The organism is Hymenobacter jejuensis, from assembly GCF_006337165.1.
GTDB classification, from domain to species: domain Bacteria; phylum Bacteroidota; class Bacteroidia; order Cytophagales; family Hymenobacteraceae; genus Hymenobacter; species Hymenobacter jejuensis.
On the sequence record NZ_CP040896.1, the window covers coordinates 4,368,469 to 4,384,257 of the forward strand.

At 55.8% G+C, this 15,789-nt stretch carries 16 protein-coding genes; 9 read left to right on the plus strand and 7 right to left on the minus strand.

Annotated features, from left to right (window positions below; all coding sequences use genetic code 11):
- Positions 1–183: 183 nt before the first annotated feature.
- Complete coding sequence (locus FHG12_RS17935) at positions 184–936, plus strand: hypothetical protein (protein WP_139517034.1); 753 nt, start codon at positions 184–186, stop codon at positions 934–936.
- Between the two features lie 117 nt (positions 937–1,053).
- Here the strand turns inward: FHG12_RS17935 and FHG12_RS17940 are convergent, their stop codons facing one another.
- Positions 1,054–1,485: an STAS/SEC14 domain-containing protein gene (locus FHG12_RS17940; RefSeq protein WP_139517035.1), complete on the minus strand. Its 432-nt coding sequence runs from the start codon at positions 1,483–1,485 to the stop codon at positions 1,054–1,056.
- Between the two features lie 207 nt (positions 1,486–1,692).
- Positions 1,693–2,196, minus strand: coding sequence for a hypothetical protein (locus FHG12_RS17945; protein WP_139517036.1), 504 nt, complete (start codon positions 2,194–2,196; stop codon positions 1,693–1,695).
- A 152-nt stretch (positions 2,197–2,348) separates the two neighbouring features.
- Here FHG12_RS17945 and FHG12_RS17950 point away from each other — a divergent pair, with 152 nt between their 5' ends.
- Positions 2,349–3,320: an NAD(P)H-quinone oxidoreductase gene (locus FHG12_RS17950; protein WP_139517037.1), complete on the plus strand. Its 972-nt coding sequence runs from the start codon at positions 2,349–2,351 to the stop codon at positions 3,318–3,320.
- Between the two features lie 23 nt (positions 3,321–3,343).
- Here the strand turns inward: FHG12_RS17950 and FHG12_RS17955 are convergent, their stop codons facing one another.
- Positions 3,344–4,525 carry a lactonase family protein gene (locus FHG12_RS17955; RefSeq protein WP_139517038.1) on the minus strand — a complete coding sequence of 394 codons (1,182 nt, stop codon included), beginning with the start codon at positions 4,523–4,525 and terminating at the stop codon, positions 3,344–3,346.
- 254 nt (positions 4,526–4,779) lie between these two features.
- Here FHG12_RS17955 and FHG12_RS17960 point away from each other — a divergent pair, with 254 nt between their 5' ends.
- Positions 4,780–5,034: a hypothetical protein gene (locus tag FHG12_RS17960; RefSeq protein WP_139517039.1), complete on the plus strand. Its 255-nt coding sequence runs from the start codon at positions 4,780–4,782 to the stop codon at positions 5,032–5,034.
- 88 nt (positions 5,035–5,122) lie between these two features.
- Here FHG12_RS17960 and FHG12_RS17965 read toward each other — a convergent pair whose 3' ends face one another.
- Both FHG12_RS17965 and FHG12_RS17970 read right to left on the minus strand, forming a co-directional pair.
- Positions 5,123–5,746: a thioredoxin family protein gene (locus FHG12_RS17965; protein WP_139517040.1), complete on the minus strand. Its 624-nt coding sequence runs from the start codon at positions 5,744–5,746 to the stop codon at positions 5,123–5,125.
- 46 nt (positions 5,747–5,792) lie between these two features.
- Positions 5,793–6,284, minus strand: coding sequence for a TlpA disulfide reductase family protein (locus FHG12_RS17970; protein ID WP_139517041.1), 492 nt, complete (start codon positions 6,282–6,284; stop codon positions 5,793–5,795).
- A 182-nt stretch (positions 6,285–6,466) separates the two neighbouring features.
- On the opposite strand from FHG12_RS17970, the gene ispG reads away from it, so the two are divergent.
- The 4 genes from ispG (at position 6,467) to FHG12_RS17990 (ending at position 11,397) form a co-directional block, all read left to right on the plus strand.
- Positions 6,467–8,455: a (E)-4-hydroxy-3-methylbut-2-enyl-diphosphate synthase gene (gene ispG / locus FHG12_RS17975; RefSeq protein WP_139517042.1), complete on the plus strand. Its 1,989-nt coding sequence runs from the start codon at positions 6,467–6,469 to the stop codon at positions 8,453–8,455.
- Positions 8,456–8,966: 511 nt separating this feature from the next.
- Positions 8,967–9,629 carry a Rossmann-fold NAD(P)-binding domain-containing protein gene (locus FHG12_RS17980; RefSeq protein ID WP_139517043.1) on the plus strand — a complete coding sequence of 221 codons (663 nt, stop codon included), beginning with the start codon at positions 8,967–8,969 and terminating at the stop codon, positions 9,627–9,629.
- Positions 9,630–9,761: 132 nt separating this feature from the next.
- Entirely contained in the window at positions 9,762–10,427 is a 666-nt protein-coding gene (locus FHG12_RS17985; protein ID WP_139517044.1) for an HAD family hydrolase, read from the plus strand.
- Positions 10,428–10,569: 142 nt separating this feature from the next.
- Complete coding sequence (locus FHG12_RS17990; protein ID WP_139517045.1) at positions 10,570–11,397, plus strand: phosphatase PAP2 family protein; 828 nt, start codon at positions 10,570–10,572, stop codon at positions 11,395–11,397.
- 81 nt (positions 11,398–11,478) lie between these two features.
- Here FHG12_RS17990 and FHG12_RS17995 read toward each other — a convergent pair whose 3' ends face one another.
- Positions 11,479–11,937 (minus strand): nuclear transport factor 2 family protein, encoded by a 459-nt coding sequence (locus FHG12_RS17995; protein ID WP_139517046.1) that lies wholly within the window; start codon positions 11,935–11,937, stop codon positions 11,479–11,481.
- Between the two features lie 171 nt (positions 11,938–12,108).
- Here FHG12_RS17995 and FHG12_RS21035 point away from each other — a divergent pair, with 171 nt between their 5' ends.
- Together FHG12_RS21035 and FHG12_RS18000 are read left to right on the plus strand one after the other, a co-directional pair.
- On the plus strand, positions 12,109–12,285 hold the full coding sequence (locus tag FHG12_RS21035; protein WP_165699446.1) for a DUF6728 family protein: 177 nt from the start codon (positions 12,109–12,111) through the stop codon (positions 12,283–12,285).
- Between the two features lie 12 nt (positions 12,286–12,297).
- On the plus strand, positions 12,298–12,657 hold the full coding sequence (locus FHG12_RS18000) for an MmcQ/YjbR family DNA-binding protein (protein WP_139517047.1): 360 nt from the start codon (positions 12,298–12,300) through the stop codon (positions 12,655–12,657).
- Positions 12,658–12,944: 287 nt separating this feature from the next.
- Here FHG12_RS18000 and leuS read toward each other — a convergent pair whose 3' ends face one another.
- On the minus strand, positions 12,945–15,731 hold the full coding sequence (leuS, locus tag FHG12_RS18005) for a leucine--tRNA ligase (RefSeq protein WP_139517048.1): 2,787 nt from the start codon (positions 15,729–15,731) through the stop codon (positions 12,945–12,947).
- Between the last annotated feature and the right edge of the window lie 58 nt (positions 15,732–15,789).

The window sequence follows — 15,789 nt, forward strand, 5'->3', positions numbered from 1 at the left end:
CAGCCAGAGTCGGATCAGCGTTGGGTGGGAATTTTCGCTGGTCTCGATTCAGGAAAAGGGCGTTCCGGGTGGGGCGCCTTTTTTTGTGCCCGTATCTGCCCTTTGCTGGAATTGTCGGGATGCTTTTGGGCGCCGACTTGATAATATTAATCCTATTTTTGGGTTTGATTCTTATCCTTTTATATGAAAAGCTCTTTACGTCTACTCGCTTTTGGTTTTCTTACCACTGTTGCGGCTATAACTTCTTCTTGCGGAGACAAAACGAAAGACCCGCAGGTACAAACGCAGCAAGCCACGTTGACGGGCCAAATCCAGCCGGCAACGGCAGTTACGCTCGTGACCGCTACCTCCGCAGGTGGCCAATCTGTGCAGGCTACGCCCGACGCCATCGGTCGGTATTCCTTCCCTCAGTTGGCAGTGGGCACGTATACGTTGTCCTTTACCCCGACTCCCAGCTACGTAGCCCCGGCCAACGTAACCGTGGTGTTGCAGGCGAGTGGGACAAGCGCGGGTACCGTTACGGCCGTGGAGGCCGCCCCGGCCGCCACTTACACCGTGACCAGGACTGACGTTACGCCCACTTCTTTCCGGACAACGGCGACGCCGGAGGGCATTAGAATCGATTGCTTGACTACCCCCGATGGCCACACCCTGACGTTTTTTCTCGATAGCCCGGAGCCGAAGGTGGGCAATTACGACCTGACTACCAGCACCCAACATGCCCACTACGTCGGTCCCGATGGTGTGGAGTATGACTCGCAGCCAGGTCCAAATAATGCCACCCCTAGCGCCAGCCTCCTAATTACCGCGGTCAGTACGTCGCCGCGCCGCCTGACCTGCACCTTCACCCTCAAAAACATGGGGGCCGTTAGCGCTGTTGGCACATCGCCGCTCAGCAGAACAATAACCGGCACCTTTACCAATATCACCTACTAAAAGGGGTGATAAGTTGCCCGCCTCACGAAAGCCTCACCTGTAGCAAAGCGGGTGGGGCTTTCGCATTTTATACAGCCAACAAAGCGCTATGCAGCTGATACTGATTAGGCTATAGATTTATTCCTGACTCGCTGTCAACGCTTTTCGGGCTTGCTGTAACCACTCCTGAGCCGCCGCGACACTGCCGAAAATCTGCATTTGGAAATACTCGCCGATGCTGTTGTGCATGGCTTCGGCCGACAAGGCCGCGAAAGATTCGGGGCTGACGACGTGGGCAAAATGGGTCAGGCCTTGGGCAATGGCGCGCGGCGTCCAGTCGGTAGCAATCCACTCCACGGCGTGGTCCCACGGCCCGACGACCAACGTGTTGTCGTTGAGCAGATACGGACAGTGCTGCTGACTCAGAATAACCAAGCACGCGTCGGCGCCGGCCACGATGCCGGCATGGGTTTGGTACCCGATCCAGTTGTTATACACCCAATGCTTGGCCTGGTCGTATTCAATGGTCAGGTAAACTTTCCCGAAGGCGTTCGTAATTTCTGTTTTCATAGCGCGCTGCAACTAGCGTATACCTAGCCCTGTAGAGAGGGTAAAGAACGCGATTTCTTCCGTTGCATCGATAGCAAACTATAACAGAATCAATGTGTTCCTTCCTGCATTCTTATGGGAAGGATATAACCTGAAAATATGGGTTATAGGAAAAAGAACAGCCTTCTAGCAACTATACAAGTATTTGCTAATCAATTAGTTAAAATATTATTCCTTGTGTGGAGGCAAGGCTGCCGGAAGATCAGCATCATCGTCGAGGAGCTCGACACCGCTGCCGGCATCAGGAGCGATGGTTTTCCAAGCAGCGCGTTTTAGCTCGTCGAGGCGATGCAAAGCTTCCGAAACGGACGGATTGCTTTTGACTTTTTCGAAAAACCCAGTTTTTACGCCCACGCGCACCATTTTTTCGAGCACGAAGGGCAATACCCAACCTACCACATTCGTAGCCAGCGCGCCGCGTAACCCGATGCGCAGGAGCAGACGAGCGGCCATGCGCTCGAGCAGCAACGCCTTGGCGGCGGGCAGCGCCTTGTCGCTCAGAAAATCCGTGACCAACTGCACATTGCCCTTGGCCACTTCGGAGCGCAGCACTTCTTGAATGGAATCGAGGGCGGTGCGGGCTGCTTTTTGGAACAAAAGGCCCGTTTGCCAGGCCCGCAGACCCGTGGCGCGCGCCGCACTAAAGAGAGGAGAGAAGGTCAGTTTTTTCATGGAAATGGAAGCCGCGCTGCGGCGGTATGCACCGTGTACGAAAAAAGTAAAACAAAGCTCATCGAGGCGTGCTGAACTGCGTATGTAACGGCTTTGATCGGCGCAATGCAGAAGATTGAGATTGTTGTCCTCTGAATTTATAAATAATTGATATGCAAGTAGTTGTGATAACACAGCCGGGAGGCCCAGAAGTTTTGCAGGTCCAGGAGCGCCCCATTCCGGTACCCAACTCGCACGAAGTACTGATTCGGGTACAGGCAGCAGGCCTCAACCGCTCCGACGTGATGTTGCGGGAAGGCAAGTACGGCGGTGCCGGCAATCCGGTGGCGGGCGTAGTGCCCGGTCTGGAGGTCGCGGGCCATGTTGTGCAAAGCGGTGCCGAGGCCGGACGGTGGCAGCCCGGCGATGCCGTGTGCGCGCTGCTCAGCGAGGGCGCCTACGCCGAATATGCTGTCGTGGATGCCCGGCACTGCTTGCCCGTGCCCCAGGGCTGGTCGGTGGAAGACGCGGCTTCGTTGCCCGAAACGGTGCTTACGGTGTGGTACAATGTATTTCAGAAAGGCGCGCTGAAACCTGGCGAGAATTTCCTGGTGCACGGCGGCAGCAGCGGCATTGGCATTACGGCTATTCAGCTGGCTAAGCTGCTGGGCAGTAATGTGTTTGCTACGGCTGGCTCCGATGAGAAGTGCCGAACCTGCGAGGAATTGGGTGCCATCAAGTGCGTGAACTACAAGCAAGAAGACTTTGAAACGGCGCTGAAAGACGCCGGAATAGACGTAATTCTGGACATGGTGGGCGGCGACTACACGGCCAAAAATCTGCGCCTGTTGCGCCCCGACGGGCGCCTGCAATACATCAACGCCATGCAAGGTCCGAAAGTCGAGATCAACCTGATGGACATTATGACGCGGCGCCTCACGCTTAGCGGCAGCATGTTGCGCCCCCGCGACGCCGATTTTAAGGCCGCTTTGGTGGCGGCCGTGGAAGAGCACGTATGGCCTTTGCTCGCGGCCGGCAAGTTTCGCCCGATTATTTACCGCACGTTTCCGCTGGCCGAAGCCGGGGCGGCCCAAACCTTGATGGTGAGCAGCGAGCACACCGGTAAGATTTTGCTTACCATGTAGCCCGCGGCTACTTAAAACCAAGACTACGCCTTTCTGAAATCCGGCAGTATTTGCAGATAAACCGGCGAAGGAAGTTCAACGGATTTGCCCGTAGCCCTTAGCTTACCCGTCTGTTTATCAATGAAATAAGAAAAGATGTTGTTGGAGTTCTGATTGGCCACGAGCAGTATGCGACCCGTCGGGTCGAGGGTAAAATTGCGCGGCGTTTTGCCTTGCACATCGGCGTGTTGCACCAGCGTGAGATGGCCGCTGGCGTCGATGGCAAAAACGGCAATGCTGTTGTGGCCGCGGTTGGAGCCGTACAGAAACTTGCCGTCGGGCGAAACGTGGATGTCGGCGCAGGAATTTTCGCCTTTGAAATCAGCTGGCAGCGACGAAAGCGTCTGGATTTCGGTAAACGTGCCCTGGGCCGCGTCGTAGTTCAGTGCCGTGACGGTCGAATTAAGCTCGTTGATCAGAAAAGCCCACCGCTTGTTGGGATGAAACGTGAGGTGACGCGGCCCCGCACCCGGCTTGGCCGTAAAGGCTGGTGTCTGGTTGGGCGTTAGTTTTCCTTGTTTCACATCTAATTGATAACCAGTTACTTGGTCGGTGCCCAAATCGACGGCGAAAGCAAAGCGGTTGGCGGGGTCGGGGAGAATGCAGTGGGCGTGCGGCGAAGTCTGGTTTTTGTGCGGGCCCGTGCCGTGGTGCTGGTCCAGGGCCGACGAGGGCGATAGCTGCCCGTTGGCCTGCACCGGAAATGCGCTCACGTTGCCGCCTACGTAGTTAGCTACCAGCGCCGTATGATTGGTATGATCGAGGCTGATGTAGCAGGGCGCGCCGCCCAACGAAGGCTGACGGTTCAACAACGTAAGGCCGCCAGTGCGGCCATCAATTGCAAACGCACTGACTGCACCACTTTTTGCGCCTTCGTATTCCGTGGTTTCGTTGACGGCGTACAGATGGCGCCGGTCGGCGGCCAGCGTGAGGTAAGAGGGGTTCTCACCGGCCTTAAACCCGTTGACGCGGGCCAGCGCCCCGGTAACCGGGTTGAGGCTATACAGAAAGATACTTTCAGCCTCAGGCTTAGCGTAAGTACCGATATAGACCAGATAGTCCTGCTCTTTCCGGGGCTCGGCGGCGGCAAGCAGCGGGTTTAGAGCGGCTACGCCCAGTCCCGCTAATTTTAGAAAGTGGCGGCGGCTGAAATCGGGTCTGGACATGGGGGTGGGGTTAGGTAGAGAGGCAAAAGTGCTAAAAACCAACTATTCCAACGCGGAGAGACCACCTTTTCTGGAATAATACGTTAGTAGTTATAAGGTGATCGCCTAAGGATGAGCTACTTACGTGGCTAAACTGCCGCTATCGCTTACGCAAAACGACGCACTGGGTAATTTGCCGATAAACTCATTAAATCTTCAGGTAAAGCTTTTAAACTGGTTGAAAATTTATTTCTAACCCTCTCATCTACAAGCTCATGAAAAAGTATCTGTGTGCCGCTGCCCTTTTTGCCATGGCCCTTGGGGTAAGCCAGGGCGCGTTTGCGCAAACAACCACTACCCAAACTACTACTACGCCAGCGCAAACCACAACGACTCAGCCCGACAAAGGCGCCAAAATGAAGACCAATGGCAAGAAGGAAAAAACCAAAGGCAACAGTGGCAAGATGAAAACCAACGCCAAAAAAGGCGACATGAAAGCCAAAGGTTCGGCAGCCACGACTCCGCAGTAACAGAAGTAGCCCAAAACCACACAAAAAAGGCTTCTGCACTGTGCAGAAGCCTTTTTTGTAATGTATTGACTAGTAATAACTTGCGTTTTTAGGCGCGCTTCCACTTAATTGAGCAGCCGATGGCGCGGGTGGTGTTGGGCGTGGCCGGCTTGCCCGCCAGAATGTCGTTGAGGGCATTTTCTACATACTTGGTTTTCACTAGCTTAGCATCCTCCGAATTGTCGTCGATGGCGCCGATGTATGACACTACTAGGTCTGTGCCTTGGCGCGTGAGCACGTAGAGGTGCGGCGTGCGCGTGGCGCCGTAAGTTTTGGCTACCTGCTGGGTTTCGTCTTGGAGGTACGGGAAGGGATAGGTATGGCTGCGGGCGCGCGCTTGCATGGCCGCAAACGAGTCGCCGGGCGAGGCGACCGGGTCGTTGGCGTTGATGGCCACCACTGGGTAGCCTTTGGGCGCAAACTGCCGATGCAGCTGAATAATGCGGTTTTCGTACGCCTGCGCGTACGGGCAGGTGTTGCAGGTAAACACAACGATGAAGCCCTTCGCCGCTTTGTTGTCGGCCAGCGATACTAGCTTGCCGTCGACGTTCTTGAGCTTGAAATCCATGGCTTTGTCGCCCACCTGATAGCCGGGGGAAACGGGTCGGGTGACGTAGCTGCCCAGCACCATCAGCGCCAAGCACGCTACACAGAAGAAGAGAAGCCTTTTCATTAGAGTAAGCAGTTTTAAGATTGTTAAATCGCAGTAAGTCAATAAGTTACTGCAAAAACTTTTGTAGTTGCGCTGTCAGTTCCGCTTGGGTAAACTCGTGCTCGAAAGTGGCGCGCTTCTTTTTCTGGTTGTTGAGCATGAGCGTAAACGGCAGCGCGCCCGACCACTTTTTATCTACTCGGTCCATCCACGAATTGGGGTCGGGCTCGTTGAGCAGCACCACTTCCGATTTCAGTCCGCGCTTCAGCACAAAGGGCTTTACTTTCTTGTCGAGCTGCGAGGCGTAATCCATGCTCACGAGCAGCACCTTTACTTTTTGTTTGGCATACGCGGCATTTACCTGCTCGAAAGATGGCAGCTCCTTAATACACGGTGCGCACCACGTCGCCCAAAAATTAACGATGTACGTGGTGTCGTTCGGCTGGCTCAGGCGCTTTTCCAGCTCCGGTAGCTTGATAACGGCCACTTGCTGAGCGTGGCTGCTGATGGCGGTAGGCAGGAGGAAGATGCTGAGCACAAGGGGTTTGAGGAATTGCATGAAAAGAGAACGTTAGCGGATATGCTTTGGTGTGTAAGATGGGCTGTAAAGTCCGTACGGCTTATTACTTATTGGTTTAACTGCGAAGGTGCTTGATGGTTCGGCGGTGGCGGGCGGCGGCCAATCCTTGTTACCTTTGTATTTCACCGCAACTTTAGCCTTCCGCCGCTGGTTTTCAACCTATGAACAAGACGTATTGCCCTAGCCTGACCGAGTACAAACGCCGCCTGTCGCGCGAAGTCAAGATCGGCGATGTGCCGATGGGCGGGCTCAACCCGATTCGGGTGCAGAGCATGACCACCGTCGATACGATGGACACGCTGGGCTCGGTGGAGCAGACGCTGCGCATGGTGGAAGCTGGCTGCGAATACGTGCGCATTACGGCGCCAAGCGTGAAAGAGGCCCAGAACCTGCTGGAAATCAAGAAGGAGTTGCGCAAACGCGGCTGCACCGTGCCACTCATCGCCGACATTCACTTCACGCCCAACGCCGCCGAACTGGCCGCGCGCATTGTGGAGAAAGTGCGTGTGAACCCCGGCAACTACGCCGACAAAAAGAAGTTTGACTTTATTGAATACACCGATGCCACGTATCAGGCTGAGGTAGAGCGTATTAGAGACCGGTTTCGGCCGTTGGTCCAGATCTGCAAGCAGTACGGCACGGCCATGCGCATCGGCACCAACCACGGCTCGCTATCCGACAGAATATTAAGCCGTTACGGCGACACCCCGCTGGGAATGGTAGAGTCGGCGCTGGAGTTTTTGCGGCTTTGCGAAGAAGAGAAGTACTACGATGTAGTGCTCTCGATGAAGGCTAGCAATACGCAGGTAATGGTGCAGGCCTACCGCCTGCTGGTGCAAAAACTCGACGAGGAAGGCCTGCAACCTTACCCGCTGCACTTGGGCGTAACCGAAGCCGGCGAAGCCGAAGACGGCCGCATCAAGTCGGCCGTGGGCATCGGGACGCTGCTGGAAGACGGCATTGGCGATACCGTGCGCGTGTCGCTGACGGAAGCGCCGGAAGCCGAAGCGCCGGTAGCTAAAATGCTGATTGACAGATACACCCATCGCGCGCAGCAGGCCAAGCCAATTGCCCCTGTTGTAGGCGAAGTTCCGATTGATCCGTTTCAGTATTTCCGCCGCTACACCCGCGAAACCGGCAACTTAGGTGGCCAGAACGTGCCCCGCGTCATTGTCGATTTGTCGCGACTGCCTTCGTTGGAATACGCCGATTTGCGGTGCGCCGGACACTTGTATTCGGCGTTTCTCGACAAGTTTCAAATGAATGACTTAGGCGCTGATTACGTGTACAGCGGCCAGCGCCCGGTGCCGTTTATGCTGCCTAACGGGCTGAAGGAAATCGTGGATTTTACGGCTTGGCTCGATGGCGGCCAGCGCGCAGAACACTTTCCCGTGTACACTCCGGCCGAATACGCGGTGGCAGGAGAGCGCCACGCCGCGCTGAATTTTGTGTTTCACAACTTGGCTTCGCTCACGTCCGCGGCACTCGATCAGCTCCGCGCCGATAGCACAGCGGTTGTGATTCTGCACACCGATAACGCGCACGCCATGCCCGAACTCCGGCGGGCCTTCTTCGAGCTGATCAACGCGGGGGTGACTTGCCCGGTTATTATCAATCGTCAGTACCCAGAGCTTACGGCCGAGCAAACTCAGCTCTACGCTGCCACCGACGTAGGCGGCCTGTTGCTCGATGGCCTTGGCGATGGCGTCGTGCTCAGCACCGAGCTACTGCCCGAGCGCCCGAAAGACGAGTGGCTTCAAACCCTCGACCAGCTTAATCAATTGAGCTTCGGCACTTTGCAAGCGGCCCGCACGCGCATGTCCAAGACAGAGTATATCAGCTGCCCCAGCTGCGGCCGCACCCTGTTCGACCTGCAAGAAACCACCGCCATGATCCGCAAGCGCACCGACCACCTCAAGGGCGTCAAAATCGGCATCATGGGCTGCATTGTAAACGGCCCCGGCGAAATGGCCGACGCCGATTACGGCTACGTGGGCGTGGGCAAAGGCAAGATTGCGCTCTATCGCGGTCAGGACGTCATCAAAAAATCAGTGCCAGAAGCGCAGGCTGTGGATGAGCTGATCGAACTGATGCGCGAAGATGGAAGATGGGTGGAAAAGGAATTGGTAGAAGATCCGGTTGGGGCGTAAGTGCCCTTGCGTCTGTCATGTTAAGTGCGGCGAAGCATTCCTGCGGCTGCTACACCTTTTACTTTCTGTTTTGCAGCCTAGCTATTCCATAAGCGGCTAGTGTACAGATAGTTGGTATTCCCCAACCAACAAGTTTATCAGACCCATGTATTGTCGAAAGGGTAGCAGGTTAATCAGACCCCAAGCCAAGAAAGTAGTCAGAAGATACACGGTGACTAATAAAGCCTTTACTGCATAGGAGCTACGACCCAAGACAATCACAAGTAAGAAGAGTAGGATAGAGCCAAGCTGAATAAAGGCTGTATAAAAGATTTCCTCTCCGTGGGCGAAGGCCAAGGTTGGCAGAAGCAGGAAGAAAAGAAGTAATGTTCGGATTCGATTGCTCACGCAGGCGTCAGAATAACAGCTAGAAAACGTTGCAAAGTAACCGGCTATTTGATGCGTATGTTGCTCTTAAATCTCGCCAGTAAAATGCTTAAAATATAATCGCCTCTCATCCGTCTACTTCATCATGAAAATACGCGCAATTGTAACCGGCACAACCGGCATGGTGGGTGAGGGTGTATTACTCGAATGCCTGAGTCACCCCGATGTGGAGCAGGTACTATCCGTCAGCCGCAAGCCCTCCGGCGTGACGCACCCGAAGCTGCGGGAAATCCTGCACGCCGACTTCCAGGATCTATCACCTATTCAGGATAAACTTACCGGTTACAACGCCTGCTTTTTCTGTTTGGGCGTCTCGTCGGTGGGGATGAAGCAGCCCGAATACCGTCGCCTGACCTACGACCTCACGCTGCACTTCGCCGAAACCCTGCTGCCGCGCAACCCCGGCCTGACTTTCTGCTACGTTTCCGGCGCCGGCACCGATAGCTCGGGGCACGGCCGCAGTATGTGGGCGCGGGTGAAAGGCCAGACGGAGAACAAGTTGCTGCAACTGGGCTTTCAGAAAGCCTATATGTTCCGGCCTGCTTTTATGCGCGCCACCCCCGGGCAGAAACATGTGAAGGGCTACTATAACCTCATTGGGTGGCTCTACCCCGTGTTGCGGCGGGTTGCGCCCAAGTACGTTTCCACGCTGGCGGAGGTAGGGCAAGCCATGATTAAGGTCGTACAGAAAGGATATCCGAAGCCCGTACTGGAAGTCCCCGATATCATATCAATTGCAAATAATTGATACATAAGTAGTTATAAAAAAGCTCGTTTCCATTTCCAATCGCCTGACAGCGCATCATACGGGGCCGCCTATCCGTTACAGCAGAGCCACAATGGCTATTTGCTACCTTTGCCCGACTACTGGCCTTCCCGCATGATTCGTACTGTCATTTTCGATATGGACGGCGTCTTGGTTGATACCGAGCCGCTGCACCGCGACGCTTTTTTCCGCCACTTTGCCGAACTGGGCATCACGGTATCCGATGCGGAATACGCCACGTTTTTGGGCTCCTCCACGCGCAACATGTACCAGCGCATCAAGCGGGAGTTTGGGCTTTCGCAGGATGTGGAAGCGCTGATGGTCCGCAAACGGGAGCTATTTGGCGCTGCCTTCGACCACTCAACGGAGCTGGATTTGCTGCCGGGCGCTCGGGCGCTTGTCGAGGAGCTGTACCGGCAGGGCGTGCCGCTGGTGCTGGCGTCGTCGGCTTCGAAGGAGACCATTGCGCGCGTGTTCAAGCGCTTCGAGCTCTATCCGTATTTCGACCACATCGTGAGCGGCGAAGATTTTCCGCAGTCGAAGCCGAACCCCGCTATTTTCCTGCAAGCCGCCAAACTGGCCGAAACGCCCGCCGCCGAGTGCGTGGTAATCGAGGATTCGTCCAATGGCGTAGCGGCAGCCAAAGCGGCCGGTATGTATTGCATCGGCTACAGCAGCGAGCACTCCACGGGTCAGGATCTACACCTGGCCGACCTCGTTGTCTCCAGCCTCAGCCAGCTCGATGCCGCCACTATTATGGGGCTAGCACCCGCCCGATAAGCGGCTGATCGAAAAGCCTTAACCTTCGGGCGAAGCACAACGTTAAGCGGTGGGCCAACTGCCTTCTTCTCCAGAAAATCTGCGTTTGGAAGAAGGTTTGGCGGTTTCTGGCATTCTCATAACCACCGTTCGCTTTTTCCCGATGAAGTATTTTTCCTATCTGTTTCTGAGCGTGGCTTTGTGGGCCTCGCCAGGCCCGGCTGCTACGGCCCAACAAGCTCCTTCGCCCTACAAAACCCGCTTCGCCGTGGACGCGCCCATTACGGTGGGCCTCGGGGCGGCCAGTGGGCTGGGCCTTTATCTGATTCAGCAAAAGAAAGGGCTGACCAACACCGAGCTGACTGCTTTGGATAAGAACGACGTGCCCAAGTTCGACCGGTTTTCGGCGGGCAATTACAGCCAAAAGGCCCAGACTGCCAGTGACTTCCTGTGCTACGGGAGCTTGGTGGCCGCGCCGGCTCTGCTGGCCCTGAATTCGGATGTGCGCAGCCGCTACGGGCAGGTGCTGGGCCTGTATGTGCAAACGCTCACCGCCACCGACGCCGTGTTTACCCTCACGGTCGGCTCGGTGACGCGCTATCGGCCTTTTTTGTACGGGCCCGACGGCGATGCCAGCCGCAACAGCAAGATTTCCACCAACTCGTTTTTTGCCGGGCATACGGCCCACACGGCCACGGCCACGTTTTTCGCCGCTAAGGTTTTCCACGATTTCAACCCCGGCTCGGCTGCCGAACCCTTTGTATGGGGCGCGGCTGCGCTGGTGCCGGCGGCCGTCGCGTATTACCGCATCGAGGCCGGCAAGCACTTCCTGTCCGACAACATTGTGGGGTACGTGGTCGGAGCTACGGCGGGCATTCTGGTGCCGCAGCTGCACAAAAAGGCCTCCAACGGCCTGAGCGTGCTGCCCATTCAGGGCCTGACGCCCCAAGGCCACTCGTACAGCGGCCTGCTGTTGGTGAAGCAGCTCTAGCTGCCGAAACGCGATACTAGGGCACAAAGCCTTCCTTCGTATAAGTAGTTGATTATCAAATACTTATACGAAGGAAGGCTTTTATTTGCACTTCTTCTTACGCCGCGTATCAATGATGTAGGCGATTTTCCAGCCCCCAGCCAGCTTCACCAGCTGAAAAGAATCGTAGCCGCAGTGGCTGAACTTGTTGCCCAAATAGAATTCGTAAGGAGCCCACACACTGGCTAAGTTCGCATCAATCAACACTTTATCGAAGCTGATACGCTCATCCCACACGTCGGGGTGCGGCGTGCCTACGGCTTTCAGAAACTCGTTTGTGCTTTCGACCTGGAGTTGCGGGGTGCCGTTGCGGTTGGCGATGGTGTGCAGTACTGCGCCTGGCGCTAACGCGCTGCGTACCAAGGTGCTGTCGCCCTTGCGCATGCCGTCGAAGAAGGTAGTGACGGTTTTTTTCACCGCGGCCGTTTCGGCGGAAGTTGCCTGAGCGAATGCGCTGGCGCTCGTGGTTAGCAGCAGGCCGGAAAGTAAGATTTTGATCATGGACAGCGTACGATATACTGGGTGGGCCTCAACGACACGCGGGCTGGGTTGGGGTTGCAGAAGGCTAGCCTGGGCACGCGGGCAAAACGGATATTCACCGGAATATTGTTAGTTTTCCATAAATCTTTCTGCCTTCCGGGGTGTTATAGATTCATACCAAAAGCCCACTCCATGCGTACCAAAGGCCTTTTTAACCTCGGACCCGTTTTCGGTTATTTCTTCCGCAAAAACGATCCGAACCGGCATAGCAACTTCAACCTGCGCACGATGCATTTCATCAACAAGCTGAGCATGGCCATGTTCTTGGTTGGCTTCTTGGTGCTGATTTATCGTTGGTTTATTCGCTAAGTCTCTCTGGCAATGAACATTGAGGATTTCCGCGACTACTGCTTGCTGAAACCCGGTGTTGTCGAAGATACCCCCTTCGACCTGGACACGCTCGTGTTCAAAGTTGGCGGTAAGATCTTCGCCCTCACCGACATTAGCACATTTGGAAGCGTTAATCTGAAGTGTGACCCGGAGCGTGCTATTCAGCTTCGTGAGGAGTACGATTACGTACTGCCGGGTTATCACATGAACAAGAAACACTGGAATACCATCCTCATCGGCACTGGTGTCAGCGACCGCCAGTTGCGGGAATGGGTTGATCATTCCTACGAGTTGGTGTTGAAATCCTTGCCCAAGGCCAAGCGCGAAGCTGCCGCCGGCCCCGAGGAATAAAGCGTTGATTATCCGAATAATAGAAAAAGCCCGTGGCATTGCTGCCACGGGCTTTTTCTATTGTCAGTACCTCACTTGCTGAGCATTGTCCTGTAACCCACCCGCCTGTCATCCTGAGCTTGCGAAGGACCTTATCACGGCAGAACAGACAAAAAGGCGGTCATGCAGAGCGGAAGCGAAGCATCTTGCTCGCTGACATCAGGTTACCAACTCAACGAAGCGGTAAAGATGCTTCGCTTCCGCTCTGCATGATGTTCTTGTATTGTAAATTATTGATTATTAATAACTTACAGAACAACGTTTACCATGCGGCCGGGAACTACGATTACTTTCTTCGGGGTTTTGCCCTCGCCGAATTTCTCAAATACCTCAGAGGCAAGTACTTCCTGCTCGATGTCGCTGGCGGGCGCGGAGGCGGCGAACGTCATTTTGCCGCGCATCTTGCCGTTGAACGCAATCGGATACTCCACCGTGTCTTCGGCCAAGTATTTCTCCTCAAAAGCCGGGAACTGCGCCGTACTAATGCTGCCCGCTTCGTGGCCCAGTTCCTGCCACAGCTCTTCGGCCAAGTGCGGCGCGTAGGGCGACAGGATGATGGTCAGCGGCTCCAGAATCGCACGTTTGTGCGTGCTTAGGGCCGTGAGCTCGTTCACGCAGATCATGAATGTGCTCACCGACGTGTTGAAGGAGAACCGCTCGATATCCTCCTGTGCCTTCCGAATGGCTTTGTGCAAGGCCTTCAGCTCGGCGGCGGTTGGAGCTTCGTCAGTTACGGCGAAAGCACCGTCTTCGGGGTGGAACAGGCGCCAGAGCTTCTTCAGGAAGTTCGAAACGCCGCTCATGCCGCTGGTATTCCACGGCTTGAACTGCTCCAGCGGGCCGAGGAACATCTCGTACATACGCAACGCGTCGGCGCCGTACCGCTCAATGAGGTCGTCGGGGTTGACTACATTGTGCTTCGACTTCGACATCTTCTCGACTTCCCAGCCACAAACATAGCGGCCGTCCTCTTCGGTAATGAACACCGCATCAGCGTAGTCTTCGCGCCACTTGCGGAAGGCTTCCACGTCGAGCACATCGTTGCTGTCTACCAAGCTCACATCAGCATGCAAAGCAGTGGTTTCGTGTTGATTTTTCTTGGAAAGCGTTACAAACTCATTCGTACCGTTGATCCGATACACAAAGTTTGAGCGGCCCAAAATCATCCCTTGGTTGATGAGCTTCTGGAACGGCTCGTTGCCGCTTACAATGCCTAGGTCCTTTAGGAACAGATACCAGAAGCGGGAGTAGAGCAAGTGACCCGTAGCGTGCTCTGCGCCACCCATATATAAATCGACATTGCCCCAGTACTGTTCTGCTTCCTGGCCCACAAAACGCTCGTTGTTGTGCGGGTCCATGTAGCGGAGGTAGTACCACGACGAGCCAGCCCAACCGGGCATCGTGCTCAGCTCGTAATCGTACTGGCCCTTGTACTTCCAGTCCTTGGCGCGGCCCAGGGGGGGCTCGCCGGTTTCGGTAGGCTTGTACTCATCGATTTCGGGCAGCACGAGCGGCAAATCGGCTTCGGCCACGCCGTAGGCGGTGCCGTCTTTGTAATAGATCGGGATGGGCTCGCCCCAGTAGCGCTGGCGGCCAAAAATGGCGTCGCGCAACCGGAAATTAACTTTGCCTTTGCCGAGGTTATGCTCTTCCAGCCAGCTAATCAGCTTGTCGGTAGCCTCTTTGTAAGTGAGGCCGTTGATAATGCCGGAGTTGATGTAGCGGCCTTCCTTAGTTGGATCGGCCTGGTGCTCAATGTCTTTCTGGGCGTCGGTTACCTGAATGATGGGCAGGTCGAAGTGCTTGGCAAACAGGTAGTCGCGCTGGTCGCCGGAAGGAACGGCCATCACGGCGCCCGTGCCGTAGCCGGCCAGCACGTAGTCGGCCAGCCACACCGGCACGGGCTCGCCGCTGACGGGATTCAGGGCGTAGCTGCCCGTAAATACGCCCGAAACGGTTTTGGTATCGGCCATGCGGTCGCGCTCCGAGCGGTGCTTGCTCTGCGTCACGTAGGCTTCTACGGCTTCGCGCTGTTCGGGCGTGGTGAGCTGTGCAGCTAGCTCATGCTCAGGGGCTAACACCATGAACGTGGCGCCATAAATGGTATCGACGCGCGTGGTATAAACCTTGATGCTCTGGTTTGGGTCGTTCTGGAGCGGGAAGATCACTTCCGCGCCCACCGAGCGGCCAATCCAGTTGCGCTGCATCTCCTTCACCGCGTCCGGCCAGTCGATCGTGTCGAGGCCCTGCAACAGGCGGTCGGCGTAGGCCGTGATGCGCAGGTTCCATTGCGGCATCAAGCGCCGCTCGACGGGGTAGCCGCCGCGCTCCGAAAGCCCGTCTTTTACCTCGTCGTTCGAGAGCACCGTACCCAGCGCCGGGCACCAGTTCACATACGTATCCGATTGATAGGCAAGGCGATACGGATGCACTGCTGCAAGGCGCTGCTTTTCGCTCATCATCTGCCACTGACCAGCCGAAAACTCGTGGCGATCTTCCTCGTCGCCAGCGGCGCGGATGCCGGCGCTGCCGTTCTGCTCAAACTTGTCGAGCAGCGTTTTGATGGGCTCGGCGCGGTCGGTGTCGAGGTTGTACCAGGCGTTGAACAGCTTTAGGAAGATCCACTGCGTCCACTTGTAGTAGCTGGGGTCGGAGGTGCGCACTTCGCGGCTCCAATCATAGCTAAAACCCAGCGACGACAACTGCTCGATGTAACGGGCTATGTTTTCGCGGGTCGTTTTTTCGGGGTGCTGGCCGGTCTGGATGGCGTACTGCTCGGCGGGCAGGCCAAACGAGTCGAAACCCATGGGATGCAGCACGTTAAAGCCCTGCAAGCGCTTGAATCGCGTAACAATATCGGAGGCAATGTAGCCCAGCGGGTGCCCCACGTGCAGGCCAGCGCCCGACGGGTACGGGAACATGTCGAGGACGTAGTACTTGGGCTTATCCGATTGATTATCAGCCTTAAACGTATTATGTTCTTTCCAGTGGGCTTGCCACTTTTTCTCAATTTCCTCCGGACGGTATGCGGGCATGGGGCTAGGGTTTGTCCATTCGTATATGGATCGCGAAATTACGGGTAATTGCCGTAGC